The 25,621-nt window shown below is 34.5% G+C and carries 18 protein-coding genes and 2 pseudogenes; 6 read left to right on the top strand and 14 right to left on the bottom strand.

Annotated features, from left to right (window positions below):
• Positions 1-15 precede the first annotated feature (15 nt).
• The 3 genes from nuoE to OOK82_RS06450 all read left to right on the top strand — a co-directional run bounded on the left by nuoE (position 16) and on the right by OOK82_RS06450 (position 2,150).
• The gene (gene nuoE / locus OOK82_RS06460; protein WP_264686698.1) at positions 16-516 is read left to right on the top strand and encodes an NADH-quinone oxidoreductase subunit NuoE; all 501 of its coding nucleotides are present in this window, start codon (positions 16-18) and stop codon (positions 514-516) included.
• A complete protein-coding gene (gene tgt / locus OOK82_RS06455; RefSeq protein WP_254229541.1) occupies positions 517-1,728 on the top strand; it encodes a tRNA guanosine(34) transglycosylase Tgt in 1,212 nt (403 codons plus the stop codon).
• Between the two features lie 104 nt (positions 1,729-1,832).
• Positions 1,833-2,150, top strand: a complete 318-nt coding sequence (locus tag OOK82_RS06450) for a WD_0736 family protein (RefSeq protein WP_010402415.1) — start codon at positions 1,833-1,835, stop codon at positions 2,148-2,150.
• On the opposite strand, the gene OOK82_RS06445 is transcribed toward OOK82_RS06450, so the two are convergent.
• Both OOK82_RS06445 and OOK82_RS06440 read right to left on the bottom strand, forming a co-directional pair.
• Positions 2,147-3,421 (bottom strand): M16 family metallopeptidase, encoded by a 1,275-nt coding sequence (locus tag OOK82_RS06445; RefSeq protein WP_264704593.1) that lies wholly within the window; start codon positions 3,419-3,421, stop codon positions 2,147-2,149. The genes OOK82_RS06450 and OOK82_RS06445 overlap by 4 nt on opposite strands.
• 1 nt (position 3,422) lies before the next feature.
• Positions 3,423-4,031 carry a superoxide dismutase gene (locus OOK82_RS06440; RefSeq protein ID WP_264375731.1) on the bottom strand — a complete coding sequence of 203 codons (609 nt, stop codon included), beginning with the start codon at positions 4,029-4,031 and terminating at the stop codon, positions 3,423-3,425.
• 134 nt (positions 4,032-4,165) lie between these two features.
• Here OOK82_RS06440 and OOK82_RS07780 point away from each other — a divergent pair.
• Positions 4,166-4,698: pseudogene (locus OOK82_RS07780) on the top strand (hypothetical protein).
• 553 nt (positions 4,699-5,251) lie between these two features.
• Here the strand turns inward: OOK82_RS07780 and OOK82_RS06425 are convergent.
• The 9 genes from OOK82_RS06425 to OOK82_RS06385 form a co-directional block, all read right to left on the bottom strand.
• Entirely contained in the window at positions 5,252-5,398 is a 147-nt protein-coding gene (locus tag OOK82_RS06425; RefSeq protein ID WP_164819305.1) for a hypothetical protein, read from the bottom strand.
• Between the two features lie 87 nt (positions 5,399-5,485).
• Entirely contained in the window at positions 5,486-6,034 is a 549-nt protein-coding gene (gene rsmD, locus OOK82_RS06420) for a 16S rRNA (guanine(966)-N(2))-methyltransferase RsmD (protein ID WP_010402438.1), read from the bottom strand.
• Between the two features lie 104 nt (positions 6,035-6,138).
• Positions 6,139-6,768: a WD_0853 family protein gene (locus OOK82_RS06415; protein WP_064085846.1), complete on the bottom strand. Its 630-nt coding sequence runs from the start codon at positions 6,766-6,768 to the stop codon at positions 6,139-6,141.
• Positions 6,752-10,003 (bottom strand): TrbL/VirB6 family protein, encoded by a 3,252-nt coding sequence (locus OOK82_RS06410; RefSeq protein WP_264686701.1) that lies wholly within the window; start codon positions 10,001-10,003, stop codon positions 6,752-6,754. Before OOK82_RS06410 ends, OOK82_RS06415 begins: the two co-directional genes overlap by 17 nt.
• Positions 10,004-10,084: 81 nt before the next feature.
• A complete protein-coding gene (locus tag OOK82_RS06405; RefSeq protein WP_264704590.1) occupies positions 10,085-12,991 on the bottom strand; it encodes a TrbL/VirB6 family protein in 2,907 nt (968 codons plus the stop codon).
• Positions 12,988-15,519 carry a TrbL/VirB6 family protein gene (locus OOK82_RS06400; protein WP_264704589.1) on the bottom strand — a complete coding sequence of 844 codons (2,532 nt, stop codon included), beginning with the start codon at positions 15,517-15,519 and terminating at the stop codon, positions 12,988-12,990. Before OOK82_RS06400 ends, OOK82_RS06405 begins: the two co-directional genes overlap by 4 nt.
• A gap of 17 nt (positions 15,520-15,536) precedes the next feature.
• A complete protein-coding gene (locus OOK82_RS06395) occupies positions 15,537-18,089 on the bottom strand; it encodes a TrbL/VirB6 family protein (protein ID WP_264686704.1) in 2,553 nt (850 codons plus the stop codon).
• Positions 18,082-20,487 (bottom strand): VirB4 family type IV secretion/conjugal transfer ATPase, encoded by a 2,406-nt coding sequence (locus tag OOK82_RS06390; RefSeq protein ID WP_010402460.1) that lies wholly within the window; start codon positions 20,485-20,487, stop codon positions 18,082-18,084. The genes OOK82_RS06395 and OOK82_RS06390 overlap by 8 nt, the downstream gene beginning before the upstream one ends.
• Positions 20,488-20,496: 9 nt before the next feature.
• Entirely contained in the window at positions 20,497-20,793 is a 297-nt protein-coding gene (locus tag OOK82_RS06385; protein ID WP_214241449.1) for a type IV secretion system protein VirB3, read from the bottom strand.
• A 64-nt stretch (positions 20,794-20,857) separates the two neighbouring features.
• Between OOK82_RS06385 and OOK82_RS06380 the strand changes: the two genes are divergently transcribed.
• Positions 20,858-22,435 carry a lysine--tRNA ligase gene (locus OOK82_RS06380; protein ID WP_264686705.1) on the top strand — a complete coding sequence of 526 codons (1,578 nt, stop codon included), beginning with the start codon at positions 20,858-20,860 and terminating at the stop codon, positions 22,433-22,435.
• A gap of 507 nt (positions 22,436-22,942) precedes the next feature.
• Here OOK82_RS06380 and OOK82_RS06375 read toward each other — a convergent pair.
• Entirely contained in the window at positions 22,943-23,419 is a 477-nt protein-coding gene (locus tag OOK82_RS06375) for a hypothetical protein (RefSeq protein WP_406721576.1), read from the bottom strand.
• Between the two features lie 127 nt (positions 23,420-23,546).
• Between OOK82_RS06375 and OOK82_RS06370 the strand changes: the two are divergent.
• Positions 23,547-24,418: pseudogene (locus OOK82_RS06370) on the top strand (IS982 family transposase).
• A gap of 26 nt (positions 24,419-24,444) precedes the next feature.
• Here OOK82_RS06370 and OOK82_RS06365 read toward each other — a convergent pair.
• Both OOK82_RS06365 and OOK82_RS06360 read right to left on the bottom strand, forming a co-directional pair.
• On the bottom strand, positions 24,445-25,023 hold the full coding sequence (locus OOK82_RS06365; RefSeq protein WP_007302033.1) for an RlmE family RNA methyltransferase: 579 nt from the start codon (positions 25,021-25,023) through the stop codon (positions 24,445-24,447).
• Positions 25,024-25,098: 75 nt separating this feature from the next.
• Positions 25,099-25,614: a PopZ family protein gene (locus OOK82_RS06360; RefSeq protein ID WP_010402496.1), complete on the bottom strand. Its 516-nt coding sequence runs from the start codon at positions 25,612-25,614 to the stop codon at positions 25,099-25,101.
• Positions 25,615-25,621 lie beyond the last annotated feature (7 nt).

Raw genomic sequence — 25,621 nt, 5'->3', positions numbered from 1 at the left:
CATGAACCTTATTAGATGAAAGAGAAAGAAGAGCAGTTTAGTTTTACACCAGACAATCTTAGCAAAGCAAAAAAGTCTATAGAGATGTATCCTAAAGGTAGAGAAGGAAGCGCTGTTATGCCTTTACTGTATCTAGTACAAGAACAATGCGGATGGGTTTCTGAATCTGCCATGCGCTACGTTGCTGACATGCTTCATATTCCACATATTCGCGTATATGAAGTGGCAAATTTTTACACCATGTATAATTTAAAGCCAGTAGGTAAATATCTAATACAAGTTTGTAGAACAACTCCTTGCTGGTTATGCAATAGCGAGGAAGTTTTAAGTACCTTTAAAAAGAAGCTTGGAATCAATATCGGTGAAACCACTAAAGATAATCTATTTACTTTAAAGGAAGTTGAATGTCTTGGTGCATGTGTTAATGCCCCTGTTGCACAGATCAATAACGATTTTTATGAAAACCTCACTCCTGAAAAAGTGGAAAATATCATAGCAGAACTTTCAAGTAAATAGATGGAAAAGTTCTCGTTTAGGATAACCAAGCAATCAGGTTCTGCAAGAGTTGGAACGATCAAAACTCCAAATGGAAGTATAGAAACACCAGCATTTATATTTTGTGCAACCAAAGCTGCTATTAAAGCTGCAGATATCGAGAGAATCAGAGAAGCAGGTACTCAGATAATACTTTCCAACACCTATCACCTAATGCTCCAACCGGGAGAGGATACTGTGGCAAAGCTTGGTGGCTTGCACAAGATGATGGGATGGAGTGGGCCAATGCTCACTGATTCTGGTGGATACCAGATATTTAGTTTAGGACACGGATCAGTTTCAGAAGAGATAAAGGGAGTAAGACAGAAACAAAAAACTCTGATCAAAATTAACGAGGATGGGGCAATTTTTCGTTCTTACATAAATGGTAAAACTTATTGTCTAACTCCTGAAAAGTCGATACAAATTCAACAAAAATTAGGTGCAGATTTAATCTTAGTTTTAGATGAATGTACTCCATTTCACGTCAGCAAGGAGTACACAAGGAAATCGATGCTCATGAGCCATAGATGGGCTGAACGTTCTTTAAATGAATTTGAAAAAAATAATAATGGCAAACAGGTGCTTTATGGAATTAGTCAAGGCGGAGTGTATCAAGATTTGCGTAGAGAAAGTTGTGATTTTATCAACGATTTGCCATTTTTTGGTCAAGCAATAGGTGGATCACTTGGTCAAAGTAAAGAGCAGATGTATGATGTAGTTTCCTTTACTATGGAACATTTAAAAAAAGATAGGCCTACTCATTTGCTTGGTATTGGTGGAATTGTAGACATTTTTCGTGGAGTAGAGCTTGGAGTTGATACATTTGATTGCGTGCATCCAACTCGCCTCGCAAGACATGGTGGCGCGCTTGTTAAAGTAAAAAATAGAGATTCTATTTCTTCAAAGTGCAAAGAGCATATTAATTTGCGAAATCAACGATTCGAACTAGATGATAACCCAATTGAGAGTGATTGTTTGTGCTTTACCTGCAGAAAACATTCAAGAGCTTATATACACCATCTACTGAAAGCTAAAGAGTTGCTGGCTTATACACTCGTTACCATTCACAATGTTTTCTTCATGAATAAGTTGATGGAATCAATAAGACAAGCAATATTGAATGATAGGCTAGATCAGGAAAAAAATAATTGGATTAGTGAAATACCGCTGCATTGTGAATTATATACCTAGTTCATATTTTGCACATGTGCGTTGCATTTTTTAATCTTCTTTAAAAACTTGACAGTACATTATATATACGGATATACTAGAAATATAATTTTTGTGAGGCATTTATGGTTAAAAATAAAGAAAAACATCAAATAGCGTTTTGCGTTTCAGCCTTTACACTCTTAGCTGGTTTATCATTAATCGCAACTGGAATTGCAGTGGGTACCGTACCTGCTATAGCTTCTTGTTTAGTGATAGGAGGAATTTTAACTGCCTTGTCTATTGTGCAATCAGTAGAAAGCTATTTATTTTTACAAAACAGCGAAAAAACTTTCAATAAAATGATTAGTGGTATATGCGATGAACCAGAAAGCAAACTTTTTATAGAAAGGATTTTGCAACCATTCATTGAACTTTTTAGTGAGCATAAGCAACATAATTAAAGTACACTAAGCATAGAAACCACTTTATCGTAACTTGGCAATGAATTAATTTCTCCAATCGCAGCTAAAGTAATTCTTTCATGCTGAGATAGCAATTCTTCTGCTGCTTTTTTTATATCGTAAATAGTAACAGCACTAATTTTTTCTATTAATTCGTTTTTACTGATGTATTTATTATAGTTACCGTAGTAGTGTCCTAACGTTTCAGCACGCGAGCTAACACTTTCGCGTGACATTAAAATTTGAGATTTTACTCGTTCTTTTACTCTATTTACTTCTTCTTCCTTTAAATCATCTGTAGACAATTTCTTCAGCTCTGTCGTTATAGCTTTCAAAAGCTTATCTAGATTACTACTATCTGTACCAGCAAAAATCGAAAGCATTCCTGTATCAGCATAGCTAGAGTTGAATGAGTAAATGGAGTAAGCAAGCCCCTGCTTTTCTCTTACTTCCTGGAATAGGCGTGATGACATTCCACTTCCCAGTATAGAATCAAGCACTTTAAATGTGTGATATTTATTATCATCACGAGAAACACTAGGTAGCCCAATTAATAAATGTACTTGATCTAATTTACGATGCTCTAGATATTCGCCACCGGTATAACTTGCATTCTCGCTTTTTTTCAGCTCTTTTGAATGAATCTTTGAGAGAAAGTCTTTGATTAATTGAACAACCTCCTCATGTTCAACATTTCCTGCAACAGCAAATATAATGTTCTCGCCAAAGTAATGCTCATTTATGTAGTTATCTAGATTAGCTCGAGTAAAAGATTTGACAGTATCTTGCGTACCCAAGATTGACCTACCAAATGGTTGATCTTTATAAGCTGCTTCAAAATACTTATCAAAAATGATATCGCTCGGTGAATCATTAGTTTGAAAAATCTCTTGTATTACAACACCCTTTTCGCGTTCCAATTCATCCTCTGGAAATGTAGAATTCATTAATATATCTATTAATATATCAATGCCAGTTTTTATATCTTTTTTAAGAACCTTTGCATAATAACTGGTGCTTTCTCTACCGGTGCAGGCATTGAAGGCTCCACCTATGTCGTCAAAAGCTTTTGCAATTTCAAAAGCAGTTCTTGTCTTTGTTCCTTTGAAAGCCATGTGCTCTAGGAAATGAGATATTCCATTTTGACTTGCACTTTCAGCTCTACTGCCAACACCAACTCGTATATTTAAAGCTACGGAATCAACTTCATGCACTCGCTCAGTTATTATGCGCAGACCATTATCTAGTTTTGTTACTTGTGGTATATTCATCTTATATATTCTTCTTTAAATTCTCTTCTACAAAATCCCAATTGATCAAATGATCAAGAAAAACTTTTATGTAGTCAATTCTGCGATTTTGGCAATCCAAATAGTATGCATGCTCCCATACATCCATAGTAAGTAGTGGCACCTGGCCATAAATTAGCGGTAGATCCGCATTTGGAGTTTTAGTGATTTTGAGTTTTCCTTTTTCAAGTACTAACCACACCCATCCACTGCCAAATTGGCTTACTCCATAATTTGAAAATTCTTCACAAAATTTGTCAAAGCCACCAATATCATCTTGAATTTTTTTTGCTAGAAGACCATCATCTTTAGGCTCACCACCACCATTTTTTTTCATTGAATTCCAATAAAAAGTGTGATTCCAAACTTGTGCTGCATTGTTAAAAATAGGAACTGTATTATTATTTCCATGAACTTTCGTTACTAATTCCTCAATTTCCATATGTTGATAATCTGTGTTTTCAACCAGTTCGTTGAGTTTATTTAAATATCCCTTATGGTGCTTGTCATAATGAAAATTCAATGTATTTGCAGATATGTAAGGTTCTAAAGCTGCTTTATCATATGGCAGCTCAGGTAAAGTAAAACTCATGCTGACCTCTTTATTTTCGATGGTATGGTAATATGTGCTTTTGCGCAACACATAATTTAGTGATGTTTGTTGCAGTTATTCTAAAATAATCTATACTGATAAGGTAACTATTTTTTTATTTTTAGAGGGTTAATATGCCAAGTTCATATAGTAATTTTAAGAAATATGTTAAATTCGGAGATGTTCCTACCAAAAGTGTTGGATGTAACAAAATTCCACAAAATAGTTTCTATAAATCCGTTTACCTTATCAACAGTGTTGTTGGGCCAGTGAAAAATGTAGCTCTTGGTAGTTACAAAAAAATCCTTCTATGATTGGGATTATTACTTTTGCGTTAGCTAGTGTAATTCTGCAACCTTTATATCTAGCATTGGCGTATTTGTCATACTGGCCGGCAAAAGGATTAGCGAAAGTAGTAGATAGTTTTGATCTTAAGCGTAACACAAAATCGTTAATAGATTATTCATCCATGTTGTCATGTAAGGCATGGGACCATAGTAGTGCATTATCTAAATTTGTTAATGCAGTTTTGAATTATGCTGTTAGTGCTGTTATCTGGGCTGCTGCGCTCGTTGTTACACCACTCGTTTGGACTATTGATAAAGTGGCAAGTAAATTTAGTGATGCAAAAAGTGAAGGTGTTGGTAGTCCTTCTTTTTCAAAATAGATAGCCTACCAAGTACATGTGAAACCATTGTATCTGTGTGGCAAAATAAAGTAGACGAGATAAAGACACCTATAGAAGCAAGAGGATGTCATGCAAGTAGCTGACACTGGCATCCCGATAGAATGTTGGGGAGTGTTAAATAAACTGTGTCAAACCTCCATTTTATCAATTTATTACTTTACTTCTCGGTTTGACACAGTTTATTTAACACTCCCTTTCGAGCAAGTTCTTTCAATCGAAACACTATATGTACGTTATCATCGTCAATTTCAATGCGTTGAACTAACTTTCTTATTATATCAAGTTTAGTTTCATAGTCTGCTTGATTAAGCTCTCTCAGAGGAAAAACTTTCTACACTGTTTGTGATAAAATCTAATTCTCTCTGTAGACTCTTTTCATCGATAGCTTCTTCCCTTTGATCTCTGATTCCTTTAACTCCTTTTCCATGCTCTCAACTTCTAAGTCATACTTTTCCTTCGTTATATGACCCCTTGCATATACATAAGCTAATTTTTCTATACCTTGTTCTATTTTACTTGCACGCTTTTCAAGTTAATCCTTTGCTTGCGTACTTTCATGTTTTACGAGTCTGAGCTGATATTCCTTAGTCATTGCCTCTGGTTCTTTGAGTACCATCTTCATTTCTTTCCATACTGCTTCTTCTAGTATATCAACTCGTATTGATTTGCTGTTACACACCCTATTCCCAACAAAACGAATTGATTTTTTCTTTCAGTCCTCGGAAAAATCTTACTTAGCTTAGCTATAGATGTTTACAAAAGAAATTCAAGTGAGTGAAGAAAGAAAAATTATTTTTGCAATACCGTAGGTACGCTCCACAATTATATTGAAGTTTTTATTGCACTCAAAACCTTCATTTTTCCTCATTTCTAGAATTATTAACGCATTATCATTTAACCAGCCTGAGTGAGCTAACTCGTCTAAAGTTGAGTTAAACAGATTGATATTATAAGGTGGATCCATAAAAACTATATCGCACTTTGAAATAGGTCTTGGTAATCCGTTAGCATTGCAACAAATTAACGTGATATCGCTCGTAATTCCAAAATCTTCTGCTGTTTTTTTAGGCAGTTGCAAATTGTAATAATCTGAATCTACCATGAATGCATGTTTAGCACCTCGAGAAAGTGCTTCAAATGAAAAAGAGCCACTTCCGCAGAATAAATCAAGTACATTTAGGTTATAAATAGGTTTTCTTGAAGAAAGTATACTAAATATTGCTTCTCGGACACTACTCATAGTGGGCCGTGCAGCTAAATTCTTGCCTGTAGTTATTTTTCTTCCACGATATTTACCCGCAATAACACGTAACATATAAAACAAGTTCGAAGTTAACTAATTATTTATAATACACATTTAATGTCAACATAGCTTCAGCAGTCTAATAGAAAGAAGGTTGCTTGTGGAGGAACGCAAGATCAATCGCTTTTCTTTGATTTATTTTCTATACTGATTGCACGACCAATCTCGTCTTGTAAATCATCATGGTTGTTTTTTTCATCATGACCCATCCCTTCAATTCTACTTTCTAACTCTAACTTAATTAAAGTATTGATTTTCTCTATACTATCGAGGAAATTGTGACACTCTTCATCACTATATTCCTCACCAGATGCTTTTTTTTCTATAAATAGACTTTTGAACCCTATTAGATCAGAACTCTGATCGGCATTCAACACAATATTTCTCTCTATAAAACTAAGATCTGATAGTAACAAACTAACCTCTAATAGATCTTCACTTTCAATGTTTGCAAGATTATCAAGATCGTCTAAAATAGAGAACATCTTAAGCTCCTTCTGTGCAATTTCTTTGTCTTCTTTGTCAAATTCTGACGATAGCCCTTTATCATCTATAAGTCTCTCATTCAGAGCTTTATTTAGCTTTGAAAGACTAACATCACCTTGCTTAGTGCTATCTAGTAACAAATCTACCCTCGCTCTGCGCGCATTTAAAACATCATTGTAATCGTTTAACTTGATATTACCATCTTCGTCTTGCTGAAGACCATAATAACTTAGCCCTTTGAAATTACGATTCTTCATCATTCTCTATGTTCTCATTCCTTTCATTATCTTGACGCTCTCTATCTTCTCCGGCACGTATAGCTTCTGTAGTGTTTTTTAGGGTTTCTGGTTCCGCACCTAATTTTCGATTTGATTGATTAGGCTTATTTTCTTTTGATGATTCATCTTCTTCTGGTTCTCTCTTGCGGCCAATAGTGTAGTCATGAAGCTTCTCAAGAAATTCCCGTCTATATGTTTTTGCTCTATAGAGTAGATTATGCTGGTAACCATCCTTTTCTCCTTTAGCAGGGTTAATTCCTATAGAGTCGAGACCATGTTCCCAAGTAAACTTCATAGCATCTTCTATTGTATAGCCCAAATGTGATCCTACATATCCTTTATAATATTCTAAATATTTATCAATTCTTCTATGTGCAATATCTTCTTTATCAATTCCAAACGCCCTGTAGATTTTTTCCTCAAGCTTATCAACATCATTTTTAGGTGATGTTGCAAATTTTGTTGCTTCAATAGTAGCACCTACAAGCTTACGTGGCACATTAATAGCATATTTCAGCACACCCCCAACTCCTGGTATTCTACCTAGCAAATTAGCTGTACCTCCAGCTAATCTGTCCGGTACATGAGTAGCCCAATTACCTAAAGACTCTAGCCCTCCACCAATTTTATCTTGCATCTGTTGTTTTAATCCCTGCATTAAACCAGTCACAGGTGATGCTTGATACATACTAGATATATTGTAAACACCAAACCCACCACCGGCAATGCTTGAGCCCATCTGTTGTACAAACTCCTTCAAAGAAAACATCAAAAACGAAAGCAAGAACAATACAAAGATCTCTCCTGCGTTGATTAAATAACCTCTCTGTATGTCTTGCACCCTTTGGTAATCACTATTTTCTTTATAATTTTTGCAATCCTCACAATCTTTACATTTCTGACAGTATTCACTGTTGGGATCCTTATATAAATCATGAAGTTTCAGTATTCTACAACCTTGTTTTTTTATCGCACTCCGCACTAAAGATCTTATTTCATTAATTATTTCCCTATAACTATTGCATTTATTTATATCTTGACAGTAGCGTTTTATTATTTCACTAACATCACCTATCCTTTTCTCTATATTGTTGATCAGTAATATAATGTCAGCCCTCTCTGATGCATGAGATAAACTATTTGTTAAGCGTACTAGATCTTTTGCACTACAGCCATTACTAACTATCATATCACTTTCCGCAATATAGTGGTCTGCTGGATTATCTTTAGTTCCAGGAATTGGATTAAAGAAAGGATAATCTATATAACGAAAACCTTTATTAATGTAATCTGGTGGAAGAGGGATATATCCAGCGCCACCAGTAAACTTTACTGTACCACCTATTCTGCTTAGTTTTTCTATACCTTCTATATTCTTATCTACGTTCAATGGAGAAGCCTCTCCAATAGCATAAGGTACAAAAATTTGCCCTGGAGTCCAGCTAAAGTATTCTTTATCAATTATACAAAAACCACCAAATACCCATTTTGGAGCACATAACTTTATTTCAAGCCATTTATTATAGCACACAGTAAAGCCTAACTGTTTATAAAAGGTATTCATTATCATCGCAGCAAGTAATGACAGCAGGGTAAATATCATAATTGATTGCAAACAGAAACTAATACAGAATTTTATCCAACCCTCAAATAGACTTTTCAGTGGTGAAAATAAAATAGAGATTAGGAATAGCGGCATTATAGCTACAAGAAAAGCTATACCCATAAAACCAGAAAGGAATATTATGTAAGCATACATACACAGCAGGAAATATAAGACAATCCCTATAAAAATTGCCGGTATCATAAGGAGACTTGCCCACATTTGATAATGTAAAAATGCTGCAAACTTTTTCCAAACAGAGTAAGCAAAAAACTTATTAAACATATCCTCCATGAAGCTAAACAATTTAGCTTCATTTCCTTGAGCAACGTTTGAATTACCTCCGGTGTTCATGTTGGGAGCAAAATTAGTAATTATGCTTATCAATTGTTCAAGACCTTTAACAAATAAAACAAGAAAATGATCATAGAAAAATCTAAAACTTCCAGGAGATATAAGCACTATTACTAGAGTGATTTTCATCATTCTGATGAGCATATCATGCTTAGTTTCTCTTATCATTCCAAAAAGATAAAGAAGCGATGAAATCACTATAAATAGAACAAGCAAGGAAAGAACAAAATTGTGAAAGCTCGTACTTTTTTCAGCTATATTTTGAAACATCGCTTGTGCAGCTGCAGGATCATTGCTATCAAAATGCTTTTTACAATTTTCGTTAATCAATAATACACATTTTAGATAGTTATAAACGTAATCAAAAAATCCAAAGTTACTTGGTTTCTGCACTCCGCTCAAAAATTCAAAAGAGTAGCCACCTGCATTATCTAGATAATATCTATCTAATATCTTTACATATATTTTCCATCCTTTTTCTAACCTCACCGTATTACAATTCCTGTCCTGTAATGTGGTGTTATCTCTGTCTAAAGTAAAAAGACCGCTCCCATTTTCTGCCATGGAGTTGTAACCTAGATGTACAGTAGGATATTGAGGATCGCGCATTAACTTTAGATTTTCGTTAGGATCACCTTTCCCCGTTTTAAACAAAAGATAAGCACCATGACCGTTGGTAAACCAACATGGAGCACCACGTGATACTGTATTTGCGCTATCATCTTCATTAATGCACTTGCACTTTACAGTGCAACTTGCTTTAGGCTTACTTGAAAATTTTTGCATGCTAGGTTTATAATCATTACAAACTAAGTGAAAGTCAGGCAGACTGTTGTCACCTTCCCCTCTTTCAAATTTGGTTGCATATTTTAACTGCTCCAAACTTTCCAAACTATAACTACTTTGAGATTTCTTCTTATTACTATTGCTCCAAGATGTCCATGCACCATTTACTCGTACTACTAAACTATCTCCATTGGTTTCAAGGCCGGTATCCTTCCACTTCACTACTTGATTAGGGTGAAAACCATAATTGATTTCTCCGGTTTCAGGATCAATAGGTTCTCCACTTTCACCTTCTGGAAAAAACGCATCATGACCGATTGGAAAATGAGCACCAACTGCAACCGGTTCAGGACCAAAATAATCAGCAGATATACATCTTGGAAAAGGCATATCATTCTTACTACAACCTGTAACCAGAACACAGATTACCAAAATTAATAACCTAAACCAACATTTGCCTAAGCGTGATTGCATACCTAAACTTTTTCCAATACAGAATAAATTTCTAAAACCTTACTTCAAATATCTTTTTAATTAGTTACTCCATATATCTCATCAATCTTCCTTGACTTGTCCTTTTGTTTTATCAGAATCCTTTTGCTTATCTGGCTGGCTTAGTGTTTCAGATTTGCTCATTTCTCTGCCAGCACTCCCTTTCCCATCTGCTTGCTTTGGTGTATCAGGCAATTTAGCTTCAATTTTGCTACGATCTTTACTCATTCCCTGCTTGATGTTATGTATCATATTTTGGGTTCTATCATCAAGGCCAACAGTTGACAGCATAGCTTGTGATGCGCTCCTAGAAATATGACTAACACTTTGAGCAACTCCATAACCAGAGCTGAACAACGCCTGCGCCATAGTTTCTGATATAGAAACAAAAGCTTCCATTGCACTAGCAATGATGAGATATATAAATGCCTGGATTAGATCTATAGGTAATGCTGCAAAGTGCCCACCAGCCCTTTCTCCAGTACTGAACGCAACATCAACACTAGTACCAGGACTATACCCAAGAGGTAATATTGATTTCATAAGACACAGATCATACGATAAAAAATTTACACTAATTAAGCATTGATAGCATGCAGAAAAATTTGTGAGGTTGTATAGAACTGAATACATTAACTGGTTTAAAAGAGACAAGGATGAAAATAAAATGACTGGTTGCAATGAAACATGAGCCAGCGTTTTTATCCAATTATCAAATAATGTTTTAGTTTGTTGAAATAGAATAAATACGATAAATAAAGGTGCTAATGACAATAAAAATGCCACTAAAACAGTAGATATTACATACTTAAACGTAGCACTAATAATGCATCTTAAAAACACAAAAGTAGCATAAAGTATTGCCAAAAATGCAATAAAGCCAAAAGGTCCTGATAGCATTAAAGACAAAAATTTCAGCCATGTTTCTCCTGTAAATAATACTCCCGCTGTTAAATCTAAGAATGCAAATTTTTTACCTCCTTCTCCTATATAGCCAGAAAAACTATCAACTAAATAAATGCTACCATCAACAAAAAGCCCAGACAAAGTTGTACCAAAGAATTCCCAACTTCTATCACTAAAAGCAAAAGCTATAAATGCTATTTTGAATATTCTTATAATAAAATCGAATTTACTTAATTGTATTGTTCCAAGCATATAGCCAACAACACTAAATATAACGTATAGAATAAGCAAAGCTCTTATTCCTTGTAGAAGCCCCTTTCTATATCCTTCATATGGAATTTTAATTCCGTCTTCACCCCCGTCTGTTATGAAATCAAAAATCTTGTTTACAGTTGATGAAATAAAATCGTTTATTTTTCTTTTTAAAAATAAATTTACTGTGTATTTGTTATCTTCATAATATTTGCCTTCTTTGTCCGTAATATCATCTTTCTTTACGTTTTCTACATTAATACCAAAGTATATCTTTTTAGACTCTTTATCCTTTAAATGACTTCCATCTATTATGTAATAGTCTACATTATCCTCTGTTATTTTATCTAATTTCTTTACTTTTTTGAAATTATTAGTCTTTCGAGCAGATGGATCTTCTGGCGGGCTATCACCCAAGTACATATACAGTTTTTCACCACTATCGAAGTTACATGATCTAGTCACTGCAACATGATATCCACCTCTATGAAGAAAGTAATTGCCATTGCTTGCTATAGCAAGCATCACACTACTACCAGGTATTATATCTTTTTCATCTATTTTATAATCATGATGTAATTTCAAAGAAAAATGTTCAAAATTATCACCAATTTGCGAACACACATTATCCCCTTTTGCACCCTTTCTCTCTGGAAAACATTGAATACCTTTAGCAGTATTCTGATTATTAAGATCGCCAACTTTTGCAACAAGAGCCTCAGCCCAAGAAATATCTTCTCTGTCCTCTTTGAAGTTTAATTTAGAATTTGATATTAAATTAATGTCAATCTGCTTAGAATCCCTCTTATTTTCTTCAATCTCTTTTAGTTCATCCTCAATACGTTTAAGGTGAGAATACATGTCACATGTATTTCTTTTATCATACTTCTCATACCTTATAGAAGAGACGCAATTCTCCCCTATACCTTTTGCGTTGTAACATATATTTTGATAGTAACAATTAAGCTCATAAGAGCTGTACTTGCTTCTCTCATTAAAATCACATTTTTTCCCATTACATAATTTATCCAGTCCTATTTTAGTTCGTCGTAAATCTAACAATGCACCATTTATCCATGAATTTTGAATATAATCCTTATTAAAATGTACCTTATTATCATATGGAGTGTAGCCATTACCAACTAGCACTCTTCTTTCTTCTATGTTCTCTTTATTAATCTTAGGAAATTCTACTTTAGTCCTCTTACCACTTTCTCCACAAAAGAACGTTCCTCCATTGAGCATGTCTTTTATTGTAGCTTTGTCTTTTTTATCATTTTCTTCAGCTCTATAGCAATTGTCATCAAAGCTGATACCTTTCCCTTCCGGATTGTCATAATTAATCGTTATCTCTCTGGGAACTAAGCTAAAGCTTAACTTATCACCAGGATTTGCTTTAATTCCAGTATCTACATAACGTCTATTGCTATAGAATTCATTATTTCCAAAGCCTATATCCCCACATATTTCTCGTTCATCAAGACTAGCATTATCAATTAACTTATTACTGTAATTTGGTATTAAATCATTAGCACAAAATACAGCGGGCACAAGTACTCTCTTTGGATTTTTCCCTTCTTTAAGAGGACAAAAATTTACTGACCCACCAAGAGTAAATTTGATTTTCTCATCCTTGCTAATTACTTGACCAGAATCAACCCAATGAATTTTAACTCCTTCGCCAGCTTCACGAACTGGAACATCTATACTGACACTAGTATTTCTGCTCTGCAGCCCAGGTTCAACACAATCCATTGTGCAGCCAGTAATTACAAGACATAGTATCAATAATAATGATTTTCTGCTCATCATTGATTTCCTGTGTTTGTCGGTATTTTAGGTGCTGATCTTTGAGCTGATTGTGGTATTTGAGGTCTTCGACTTGGTGTACCAGATTGCTGACCTGCTCTTCTTTGGATACTTTGTTCATCTAAACCTACTGTTCCCATTAAGCTTTGCTGATATTGCCTTCCTGGTTCGCTTGCCACATAAACACCAAACAACGAATCAGATATTGTTGAAGATGCCTCAACTAAAGCTTTCATAGCATGTCCCAAAATCACAAAAGCCATCATAGCGGTGATATTAGGTGCATGTTTGGAAGCATAACCATAAATAATACAAGGATTAAAAATCTTTAAGTTAAGATTAAGTATACATGTAGGGCAGACCTCAAAATTAAAGACCGAATACACAATATAATCCATAACCTGGCTTATTAATGATATAAAAATTAAAAGCACTACCGGATGAATTGCAAATCTTGCTAAATTTTTGACCCAATTGTGAAACATCTGTCTAGTATATCCAAATAGAAGGCAAATAATAAAAAGAGGCGCCAAGGAAAGCAATAATGCAACTATTGCTATAGATGTGATAAAAGAAAATAAGGCGTTAAACATCGATAAGCTCACTGTTATCAAACCCCAAATCACCAAGCAAAACGATACAATACCCAAAGGACCAGAGAATATAAGAGATACTATGAGTAACACTGAGTGTGCTGATAAAAACCTATTGAGCGGTAAATCAAGAAATTCAAAAACATTTGATGTTGTACCTCTGAAATTTGCTATTTCTATTAACTGTTTTGGAGCATTAACAAAAATAGAAAATGCATTGTTATAAAAAAAACTCCAACTGTTATCGTTCAGCAATTGGGTAATAACTCCTATCTTTACACATATAATTAAAAATTCATATGTAGAAGCATGAGACAATCCAAAAAAGTAATAAAGGGTATATAAAGTTATATATAACACTAATAACGACACTATTGTGGATCTGATAGTGTTTGTTCTATTTGACGCTACAAAACTTTGATAAAGAGACTTCACGGGACTAGATTCAGAGTGATTCCATTCTGAATTTTTATAACTGGAACCAAAAAATGCAATTTTTACTTTTTCATCAAAAAAATTATATATCGCACTAAAAGTTCTTACAGGTGGCTCTTTAGTTGTAAGGTTAATGCTAAACTGACCTTCATTTTTCTTATAATCACAGCCATGATCTCTTATTCCGTAATATATAGTGCCACTCTTGTCTTTTAGCTTTTCTTTTAATCTTTCCATATACTCAGTATTATGAACTTCACTGATATTCACAGGTATATCCCCCAGAATTTCACCAGGATTGTGCTCAGGAAACTTATCAGAAACATGTATATATAAGTTTTTTGCTAGACTATGGCTCTTTGTGACCCTTATATTATATCCCCCGTTACCAGCATTCTTTTCTTTAGCATTTTTAAGTGTAAATACTAACTCTGTACCCTTATCATAGTTTTCTTTTTTGATCTTATAATCAAAGTTAGTTCGTATACCATCACTCCTTACATATTTAAAACTTTCCTTTCCTCCTATCGACACCTTTAATGATGGAATGTAAGTCTTTATCCTCTTCATTTTCTTTTTTCTTATATCATCCACAGCTCCCTTGGTATTTTTTTCTGTATTTACTTTATCCTTTTCACCATCTGAACTATCGCTGTGTCCTTTAGCTATGTTGCTATCATCTAACACTCCCATTATACCATCTACAGCCTTCTTGATAGCTTCTTCCTTACTTACTTTTCCAACAGCTAGTTCGTTGGCAAGATTTTTAGCTACATTACGTTTATTGCCATCTATAGTATTAGATTCAATTTGCACACAATCTTGACTGGCATAATAACATGTATTCTCACACGCAAGATTTAAAAGGTACGTATCTATCTCAACTTTCTGACTGCTTGAAAGCCTCCTGCAGTCTATATTTTCTCCTTGTTTTATAGAATTAATGATATTTTCAATCTCCTTTTCATCTTGATCAGATTTTACAAAACTTGGATTCCAGTATTCTTTTCCATTCAACCATTCTGCGTTACCTATGATATATTTATTAGGGCATATTTCACCTTGACAATTCTCTTGATTTAAAACATGTGCAAAATACTCCGTCTCTCCTTCACCGCAACTCTCGTCAATTTTTTTATAGGTGACCGCGCCATTATCGTTTTTACACATTTTACTTCCAACAACACTAAAGCTTATCGCATCGCCATCTTTAAGCGCAAACGGTAATGTAACGTTTCCTACTCCAGGTTCAATTGCAAAATCTTTATATTGCGAACAAAAATTAACCTTATTAGGTACTATATTAATCTCTGTTACTTTTATTTTATCCGAAATATAAACTCCAGAATCAACCCATTTCTGCTCTGTTGACACTATATCCAATTTCTCACGCAAGCCTGATGAATCTTCTGGCTTAATACACCCGCACCCAGATAATAAAAAGAGTATCACAAAACTTATGCATAGCTTAACCAAGTTTTGGTTGCTCAAATGTTCAAACATCTGTTACTCACCTGCGCTCACTCTCCACCTGGTTTTATAGATTCACTAGAGGAAGATCCCGATCCCTTATTATCATCTCCACCTCCTCCAATAGCCCCTCTTGCCTTATTTACAGCCGCAGCAGCAACTTGACCAGCACCTCCAGCAGCAGATAAAGCTTTATTCACCATTTGTGCAGGAGTGCTACCTGAACCAAGTGCTGCCCTGTGATTACCAGCAAGCTCAGCAGCCATGCCGGGAAGAACGTTTAAAAAGTGGTAAAAGAGGAATAATACTAAACACAATTTTAATAATTCTCCGATTAGAGAGCTGCCAAACTCCATGTATGTAAAGTCGAATAGACCAAGTATGCTGCTCTTTTTAAAGCTATAATTTTGCATCATACATGCGAGAGTAGTTTCATTTTTATCACATTCCCCATCTTTCAATTTAAACCACTGTTTTTTCTTACTATATGAGATTTCTGCTTGTTTCTTTTCATATGACTTGTCTGGTTGTTCATTTTTATATGACTCGTCCAGTTTAAAATTTAAATTTTTAAAATAGATTTTATCACATGCTATGAACATAAAGGATAAAAACGCAAAAAGGATAACCGGGTATAAGCTATAGGTAATCAACTCTTTCACCCAGCCGTCAAAATATCCTTTGGTGTGTTGGAATAAAACCATAGGAATAAACAAAGGTGATAGAATAACAATTACACTTAAAGCAACTAGAGATAAAATAAATACATAGCACATCCACAAAATAACCATCATCAGCAAAATGGCCATAAATATACAGACAAGAGCTACTAAAATTTGTCCACCAGCGAAAATAATACCAATCACCGAACCTGCAACTAACAAGACAGGAGCAGCGCCAAGCAAAACCGCTAACGTTGCAACACCTCCAGTACCAATTTTGCCACCAATTCCATCTAAAGGGGCACCTAAATAAAATAAAATTCTGCAATCAAGCCTATCCCAAGGTGCAAGATAACTGTAGGATACCTTCTGCCCTGCACGATCGTATTCATAATCTTTACCTGCCTCATAATTACATATATTTTTACTCTCAGATGAAGCTTTAAGCACTATTTCTGATAAGCCGTTCGAAAGTTTTGTTAATTCCCCGTAATAATGAGACATAGTGCTACCTGTCGTAAAGTAAATCACTAAAGCGAATTTAATGATCAATATATACATTTCTTGTGGACTACGCATTCCACCAGACATGGCTTTTATAGAGAACAATATCAAAGCTAAAATTAAGATAGCAGTAACAGTGTTCTTCAGTCTTTTTTGTGCTACAGACAAAAAACTACCCTTAGCATGTCCATTTTTGTCTGTAAGTAAGTTACCACTTGAATCAATACCTGCCACTAAATTATCTAACGACTCCTTAATACATTGCACTATCATAGAAGTTATAGGAATAGGAGATAATGACTTACTTCCCGCTTGATTGTAGCAAGCTTCAGAGACATACGAGCTAAAACAGCTTTTATTGTCATAACCTACAAAAATTTTTCCTTCTTTTTCTTTTTTCCTGATAAGAGTTTTATAATCGTCATCCCTGTTCCTTTCTTCACCACCTGTACCATCTTTATTTTTGAATAATATCACAGATTGTTCACACATAGGAGCAATCGGATCAGGTGGTAATTCCGTGCATCCTATATCAATTCCTTGCGGCCAAGCAGTTCCAGCTGCCCTAACTTCAGCCAATTCCACACATAACCTACCCATTTTTCTCACTGCCCTGAACGTTGATCCATATATGTCTTCGCTCTGTCCTGCTTTGAGAACTTTACATTTCAGCTCACCATCGACCGTCGGGGACCATGACCCATCTACATATCCAGTATCTTTTTCCCTTACATCAAAGTCTATGTATCCAGGTTTTTCTCTGGAATCAAAGTCTTTCTTGTTAAAAAGATTACCAAAAGTTAAAGGATTTCGATGACATATTTCTATATATTCACTGTATTGCACACCGTTTTTTGGCCAGTAGTAGTGTTCCCTATCAACATTCACAACATCCCAATCAGTAAAGTTTAAAATATCTTTCTCTGTTTGTTTTCCATCTTTTCCTGATCTTTTCTGTAATGCAGAAAAATATTCATCTTCTGTTCGATAATTTTTATCTGTATCACCACTATAACCTGTATCTTTTAGTTTAAAATTTTTATATCTCCCATCATTATCGTATGCAACTGGATGCCTAACAAAACTATGCTGACAAACAATAAGTCCCCCAACTGCCTTCCAGACTCCAACAATTGCAGCTATCATTCCAACGATAACAAGAGCAGTAAATAAACCAGCAGAAGAGACAATCAAAACAATACCAGTAAATATTGCACCAATAGCAATTGCTATCCCAGCAACTGCTGCAGATGTTTCAAACGCCTTACAGTCAGGATTAGAGGCACGGCTAAAGCTACCAGTAGAATTAAATCTGCTAACAAATTCCGTTTTGTCAGTACCACTTACTGTATCTGCAAACACTGGATACGAGAGCAAAAAATCTATATTTAACAAAAATATCGCAACTAACAGTAATGACAGTTTAGTTTTAAACATTTTTCACCTTTTGATAAAACACAGGCAACCACATCTTTGGATCATCTCCGACTTCTTTCAGTATATCATATAACAATAGAACACTTTCCGCACGTCCAGATAACACGTTGACCACATCATCCAAATCTTTCAGATCTATTCTAGCTACTACAGCATTAACTCCCTGCTTTACTAAAAAGAATCTAGTACTTGGATCTGTGTGTTTGATCAGTATGTACTCACGTTCAGTTAACATAAAAACATCTCGATAGACACTAGTAGCTTTCAGATTTGGCAAAAAAATTTGTGTTGCTGTCTGCTGTACAAGCGTATCACTAATAGCACTTTTACTTGCATCTTCAACACTCTGAGTAGCAAAAACTACAAAAGCATTTAACTTTCTCAGCACTTTCAACCAGTCTTTTATCTTAGGTGCAAAAACTGGATTATCTATTAACGCCCATGCTTCATCAAGAACAATAATAGATGGAGTGCCATCAAGCGATATACTAATCCTATGAAACAAATAAATCAAGACCGGCCCAAGAGCAACAGGATCTTTTAGCAAGCTAGCCATTTCAAAGCCAAACACTCTTGCTTTTGAAAAATCTAGCAAATCTTCTTTATTGTCAAATATTGCAGCATGAGAGCCATCATCATGCCACATAGATATTGCTCCAGCTAGAGTATCAGGGCCCGCAAGTCCTAAAAATGGTACAAGATTTCTCAAAAATCTGTCTTCTTTTTTTAATTTAAAATTTCCCTCAATTGCATCATTAATTCTAGCAATATCTTCTGAAGTGAATTTATCGTTGTACACTAAAATTAAAGATTTTATCCATTCCATCAAAAATGTTTTATTATCAGGAGTATCGTCAAGTTGCAGAGGATTAAAATTTGTCTTAGTTCTTGGTTCTATTATAGTATAGATACCACCAAGTGCTCTTAAAAAAATTTCTGCACCGCGATCTTTATCAAAAAAGAATATTCTTGGAGAAAATTTCATTGCTTGAGCACATAAAAAATTCATTAAAACAGTTTTGCCAGCACCTGTTGGCCCAATTATCATAGTATGTCCAACATCCCTTATATGAAAGTTGAAGAAAAATGGAGTGCCAGATGTTGTATCAAAAACTGTAACAGCATCTCCCCAGTGGTTATTGAATTTTTTACCAGTAGGATAATTATGTTGAGATGCAAAACCGGCCAAATTAAGACTACTTATTGTACCTTTTCTTACTATATAATCAAAATTACCAGGAATTTGCGCCCAAAATGCTGGTTCTAGATTAACCCTCTCACGAACAGGATAAACACCACAATTAGAAAGCTCCGATTCAACCAATGATAAAGCATTGTCCAATGATTTAGGGCTTTTTTCTATACATAAGATAGTTAAATGGTGTTCACCAAACGCAATTTTACCACTCATTGCATCATCAAGCGCATGAGAAATTTCTGCTATTTGAGAAATAGCTTTATCTGCAGATTGTATCATACGATTTTGCTGTATCTGCATTTTCGCAATTGCCATTTGCCTATTTGTAAATTGAAAAGACTGCGTGATAATAAATTCATAAGGAAGTTGTAAAAAAGAATCAAGCATTCCTGCGGAAGTATTATTTCCATATTCTTTGATACTAACTATTCCAGCATATTTACTTTCATTATGAGTCACAACCTGTATCATCTTATGGCCAAAAAATAACCTATGAACTGGTAAGTATCTTGATATTTCAGTTTTTAGTGGAAAAAGCGTATTTGTAACAAAGCCACAATTTACAATTCTAGACAGAAACTCCATTATTTCACAAAACAGCCCGTTTGGAGTTTCTTTTACTCCAAGGACTTTAGGCGAATAATTCCTAAGGCTTGTTACTATACGATTTGTCGTTTCCTCTAAATCTTCATAGGTATCACGCATATCACTTTCCCAAGCATGTTTTGAAGTTACATGCCCAAATTTTTTCAGTAGATGTGATAAAAATTCTACTCCCTTTGTATCTGCCCTACGAATAATCGTAATGTATAAATCATTAATAAAAGATTGCCTAGTTGCGTGTTTTTCTCTCCATTTTAGATTTACATGGTTAGCAAAAAAATTTGGTAAACTCTGGTTTGCAAATTCATCAGAAAAGATATTCTTCTTACGCCTGATGGTATGAAAGTACAAACTAAATGCTGGAGATGAAATGCTTCTTAGCATCTGATTTCTGATATTATTTTGTATCACCAAGTCTTCATCATCGGCCGTTTCAAACGCAAAGCCATTTAATTTTATAAATTTAACTAACCAATTCTGCTTTGTTATCAAGGTTGTACTATTCCAATAGCAAGAATAAGGTATAAATTCGGCAGCGTGAACCTCTCTACTTAGAATAGATTTATTCTTTGATTGAATAGCTCTAAATCTCAACATTGCATAACATCAAGTAATGTCATAAGAATTGGCTCCATGATAAAACCGATTTAAACATTTGGAACATTTTCCCAACTTTACCATAAATAACTCAATAAACAACGGTTCCTTTGCAGAAGCTATATAGCCAAGTCCATGTATACCTGGTAACATCAGGAGAATTACTCTAAGATCATTTGTATTAATGAAAATTAGCATGCAAATTAGAACGTTTAATATTGCAAACATATAACTCACACCAAAGAGCATTGCAGGTCTTGTAAGACCTTTAAATAATTGATTCGTTTGTATGCTGCTAGTAGACATATCTTTAACCTTCTAATAAGAGCTCTAACACTAATACTACATCATTAATTAAAAATCTATTGAAATGAATAGCACTTTAGGTAAGATAATTAATTTAAATTCAATGATTATAAGCTGGCCATTTCAAGAAGCAGAAAAAATACTACAAGAATTCCCTAATAAAAAAGAGATAATATTTGAGACTGGTTATGGTCCCTCGGGTTTACCACATATTGGTACTTTTGGGGAAGTTTTTCGTACCACAGTTATTGCAAACGCTCTAAAAAAAATAGCTCCTAGTATAAAAACCAAAATCATTGCAGTTTCCGACGATATGGATGGTTTGCGAAAAATACCAGATAATGTACCAAATCAGGAAATGCTAAGAGAGAATCTGAACAAGCCATTAACCATGATACCTGACCCATTTGGCACTCATGAGAGTTATGGTCATCACATGAATTCGTTGTTGTGTAAATTTCTTGATTTGTTTGGATTTGAATACGAATTTAGGAGTGCAACAGAGTGTTATAAATCTGGCGTTTACGATGAAAAACTTTTACTCCTGCTGAAAAATTATGATAAAGTGATGGAAGTAATGCTTCCATCATTTCGGGAAGAAAGGCAGCAGACTTACAGTCCATTCTTGCCGATATGCCCAAAAACTTCCCAAGTTTTACAAGTTCCAGTAATTGAAACAAATACAGATAAAGGAACAATCACGTATGAAGACCCAAACGGGGAAAAAATAGAAGTTCCAGTGACAAAAGGAAAATGTAAACTGCAATGGAAACCTGATTGGGGGATGAGGTGGGCTGCATTCGGAGTTAATTACGAAGCTCATGGAAAGGATTTGACTCCATCTGCTGTGCTTTCAAGTCAAATATGTAAAATACTTGGAGAAAAGCCACCGCTTTTGTTTTGCTATGAGTTATTTCTTGATAAAGAAGGAAAGAAGATATCAAAATCAAAAGGAAATGGTATTTCAATTGAGGAGTGGCTAACTTATGCACCCACAGAGAGTTTAGCGTTATACATCTTTCAGAGTCCTAAAAAAGCTAAACGTTTATATTTTGATGTGATACCAAAATCAACTGATGAATATTTGGAATTTGTTAAGCGTTATAATGAAAGTAAAGAAAAGGATGTAAATAACCCTGTATGGCACATCCACCAGGGTAAAGTTCCAAACGTAGAAACTTCAGGCATAAATTTTTCGTTACTTTTAAACCTGGCAGCAGCTTGTAATGCTGAAAATAAAGAGATTCTTTGGGGTTTTATATCAACTTATGCACCAAACGTTACACCAGAAAGCAACAAAATGCTAGATAGGCTTTCGGATTTTGCAGTTAGGTATTATCACGACTTTATCAAGCCAACAAAAGCGTATAAAGCTTCAAACGAAAAAGAGAAAGAAGCGTTGCTAGATTTAAAGAACAACCTACATTCCCTGCCTATTACAGCCACTGCTGAAGAGATTCAATCTCAGGTTTTCTCCATCGGAAAAAAACATAATTACAATAACTTACGCGATTGGTTTCAGTTGCTATATGAAACGCTGCTTGGCCAAAAAACCGGTCCTAGAATGGGATCTTTTATAAAGCTTTATGGGATAGATAATACAATCTCTCTTATAGAAAGTGCTACTGAACGTACACTTTAGAGTTTACCTTCTTTCATTTGAGCCCTCTAGTTTTATTACTTGACAAACCTTCCCACTTTCCTTATTATACTAATAAAGGTATTTATCCTTGTTTTTGGGCTCAACGACAAAATTCAGGTGTTTATTGGCAAATTACATAAAATTATAGCAGCTTTTTTTATTTTTTCTACATTCAGCCAAATCGCGCTTGTTAGCACATTATCAATTTACATTATTAAAACTCGCTATACGGGGATTCTTTTGTCTTTTTTTATTTAGTAAATTTCTTAATATTTGTAGCTAAAGTAATTTTAGAGAGCCAGCGCGTGACCAACCTGGTCAGTTTTCTGAATCCCAGTATTGGAATAACAAGAAAGAGGGCGCTGGGATGACACCATTTGCTGTCTTCAAAATGAATGTTAATACACCTAGGATGTTTAAACCTTAATTCTGTTTTGGTGTTAAGCAAGGTATCTAGATACCTTGCTAAATAAAAAATTGGAAAAAAAGGAAGAAGAGACTTCTTCCTTAAATAGTGCAAAAACTTTTTACATTATTTATAAAACCTTTTAATGTTGCCAGTAAGTGTGTTCCAGGATTTTCTAGACTACAATCAGGCTTACTATCGTCCACTGCACTATTCTGACTAAGCTTTGATATTTTTTTTGCAATAGCCTCCTTTAACTCATCACAAGGCTTCAACACTTCATATATAATGCCACCAGCAACAAGTCCTGTGAGTACAGCAGCAGCCACAGCTATCCCAGCCATAGCACCTACTGATAATGATACACCAATAAAATATGCAGAAGTAACTATTATCGCAGCTACAACAGATGCAATAACAAATATACCAACACCCGAGATTATTGCTAGCATAATTGCTTCTTTAGTAAGTTCTTTATCTAGAGTTTTGTTATCACGATTACCTAATAAAGGATCAGCACCTGCTTTTAATAGAGCTCTTACTATCTTTTTATGATGTCCCCGAGCAGCAACGCACAAAGGAGTGTCTCCATATTTATTTGGAAGATTAATACTACTAACGCTAATTCTGGATTAGAAGAGAATAGAAAAGAAGTGGAAATAGGGTAAACTCAGCTAATATTAAGAAATTAAAGTGAGGATACCCATGAATAAAGATATAACGGAACTATTTTGCTTGGTCGACGATTTTTGTAAAGCTATAGAAGAAAATTTTGCAGACAAACTACTTTCAAGCAACAAAAAGCCTACAAGAATACCGAAAATTACACTTTCTGAAATCATTACAATAATTCTTATCTATCAACAATCTCCATGTGAAAATTTCAAAGCTTTCTACCTGCATCACTTAACATTTTTCTACAAATCAGATTTTTCAAAGTTGCCTTCATATACTAGGTTTGTTGCACTAAAACCTAGGGTTCTGTGGCATTTAGCAATGTTATTAAAGTGGCTTTGTGAAAAGTCTAAAAATACTGGTATCTCATATATTGATTCAACTCCTATTGCAATTTGCCATGCAAAAAGAATATCTAAAAATAAGGTTTTTGCTGGTATTGCAAAATTAAGCAAGAGCTCTTACGGCTGGTTTTTTGGTTTTAAATTACATCTAGTTATTAATGATAAAGGAGAAATTCAGGCACTTACGCTAACAAAAGGCAATGTTGATGACAAAAAAACTGTATCCCATCTGACAAAAAAATTAACAGGTCTCTTGTTTGGTGATAAGGGTTACATAAAAAAGGAGCTTTTTCAAGAGTTGTTTGACCGCGGATTAAAGCTTATTACCAAAGTGAAAAAAACATGAAAAATGCTTTAATCTCTCTAAATGAAAAGATTTTGCTGAGAAAAAGGTCTATTATTGAAACGGTTTTTGGTTATTTGAAAAACAGATTAGAAATTGAGCATACTCGCCATAGATCTCTTACTAATTTTTTGGTTCATATCTTCTCTACTCTTATTTCCTATTCCATGAAACCCAAAAAGCCTTCTATTTCCTATACTTTCTTCCTCCCTTAATCCAGAATTAGCGTTGTAAGTACCTGCTATACAGAATAGTTGCCACCAATAAAGCCTAAACTTACTAAATACATTTCTGTAGATTCAGATCTACTTGACTTTGGTTTGAAGTATCTTACTGTTTTAAACATTTTTTTTAGCTCATTGCAGAAATCTTTATCAGACTCTCCTTGAAAAATTTTTACTACAAATTTGCCATCATGATTCAAAAAATGCTTTGCAAAATTGAGCGCTGCTTCGCATAAAAGCATAATTCTGATATGATCTAACGATTTTAAACCGCAAGATTCTGGTGCCATATCAGATAAAATTACATCAAATTTGTGATCCTTGAATTTTTCTCTTAAAATTTCAAGTTCGCTGATAATATCACACTGTATACACTCTACTCCACTAATTGCGTTTATTGGTTTTATGTCAACAGCAATCACACTCGCTCCTTTCTTAGATGCAACTTGTGACCATCCACCAGGAAAAGCGCCAAGATCAATAATTTTTTGCCCTTGTTGGAGTAGTTTAAATTTATCGTCTATTTCTATTAACTTATATGCCGAGCGCGATCTATAACCGTCCTTATTGGTTTTTTGCACATACTGATCATTCAAATGGCGATGTAGCCATCTTGTTGAAGATAACTTTCTACCTCTAGCTGTTTTTACTCTGGTCTTTATACTAATAACCTACTTATTATTGATTATATCTTTGAGCTCTTTTTCAACTACTTCTTTTACCAATGCATGTAGATACTTATTCAGCCACTCTGAAAGCTGAGGTTTTAAAAGAGATACAACTAATTCTTCAACAGTAAGATCCGCTCTTTTTTGTTGTTTATGCCGTAGTTCGCTTTGCATCTTTTCAAGCAATGTTTTAATTTCCTCCATATTTTCTTTTAAAACTAAATGCTCGTTACTTTGTTCTTGATAGCTCACTTTGTTATTACTCATTTGGATATTATCATACAAATTTTTCTCTTCTGAGTTGTAACTATTAAATTGGTTATTCATTTTCTCACTTTGACAATCATTCTCTTCTTCACTATTTTCTTTTTCTTCGATGTCTTCTGGGTACTCCTCTTCAAGGCATAGTACATCATCATCTTCATCGATTACTTCTGCTTTATCAACACTTGCATTTTTACCCGATATAGCTTTTTTTATATCTTCTAGGATATCTTTTACAGATTGATTATCGCTCATACCATTA

This window comes from Wolbachia endosymbiont (group B) of Apotomis betuletana (assembly GCF_947250475.1).
Lineage (GTDB): Bacteria > Pseudomonadota > Alphaproteobacteria > Rickettsiales > Anaplasmataceae > Wolbachia.
This window is presented reverse-complemented; position numbering and strand designations above follow the sequence as displayed.

Excerpts from the sequence above, each read along its gene's own strand:
- OOK82_RS06395 (WP_264686704.1), bottom strand. The coding sequence starts at position 18,089 with ATGTTTAAAACTAAACTGTCATTACTGTTAGTTGCGATATTTTTGTTA.
- tgt (WP_254229541.1), top strand. The coding sequence starts at position 517 with ATGGAAAAGTTCTCGTTTAGGATAACCAAGCAATCAGGTTCTGCAAGA.
- OOK82_RS06440 (WP_264375731.1), bottom strand. The coding sequence starts at position 4,031 with ATGAGTTTTACTTTACCTGAGCTGCCATATGATAAAGCAGCTTTAGAA.
- OOK82_RS06445 (WP_264704593.1), bottom strand. The coding sequence starts at position 3,421 with ATGAATATACCACAAGTAACAAAACTAGATAATGGTCTGCGCATAATA.
- OOK82_RS06405 (WP_264704590.1), bottom strand. The coding sequence starts at position 12,991 with ATGATGAGCAGAAAATCATTATTATTGATACTATGTCTTGTAATTACT.
- OOK82_RS06385 (WP_214241449.1), bottom strand. The coding sequence starts at position 20,793 with ATGTCTACTAGCAGCATACAAACGAATCAATTATTTAAAGGTCTTACA.
- OOK82_RS06400 (WP_264704589.1), bottom strand. The coding sequence starts at position 15,519 with ATGTTTGAACATTTGAGCAACCAAAACTTGGTTAAGCTATGCATAAGT.
- OOK82_RS06390 (WP_010402460.1), bottom strand. The coding sequence starts at position 20,487 with ATGTTGAGATTTAGAGCTATTCAATCAAAGAATAAATCTATTCTAAGT.
- OOK82_RS06450 (WP_010402415.1), top strand. The coding sequence starts at position 1,833 with ATGGTTAAAAATAAAGAAAAACATCAAATAGCGTTTTGCGTTTCAGCC.
- OOK82_RS06410 (WP_264686701.1), bottom strand. The coding sequence starts at position 10,003 with ATGCAATCACGCTTAGGCAAATGTTGGTTTAGGTTATTAATTTTGGTA.
- OOK82_RS06380 (WP_264686705.1), top strand. The coding sequence starts at position 20,858 with ATGAATAGCACTTTAGGTAAGATAATTAATTTAAATTCAATGATTATA.
- OOK82_RS06360 (WP_010402496.1), bottom strand. The coding sequence starts at position 25,614 with ATGAGCGATAATCAATCTGTAAAAGATATCCTAGAAGATATAAAAAAA.
- nuoE (WP_264686698.1), top strand. The coding sequence starts at position 16 with ATGAAAGAGAAAGAAGAGCAGTTTAGTTTTACACCAGACAATCTTAGC.
- rsmD (WP_010402438.1), bottom strand. The coding sequence starts at position 6,034 with ATGTTACGTGTTATTGCGGGTAAATATCGTGGAAGAAAAATAACTACA.
- OOK82_RS06415 (WP_064085846.1), bottom strand. The coding sequence starts at position 6,768 with ATGATGAAGAATCGTAATTTCAAAGGGCTAAGTTATTATGGTCTTCAG.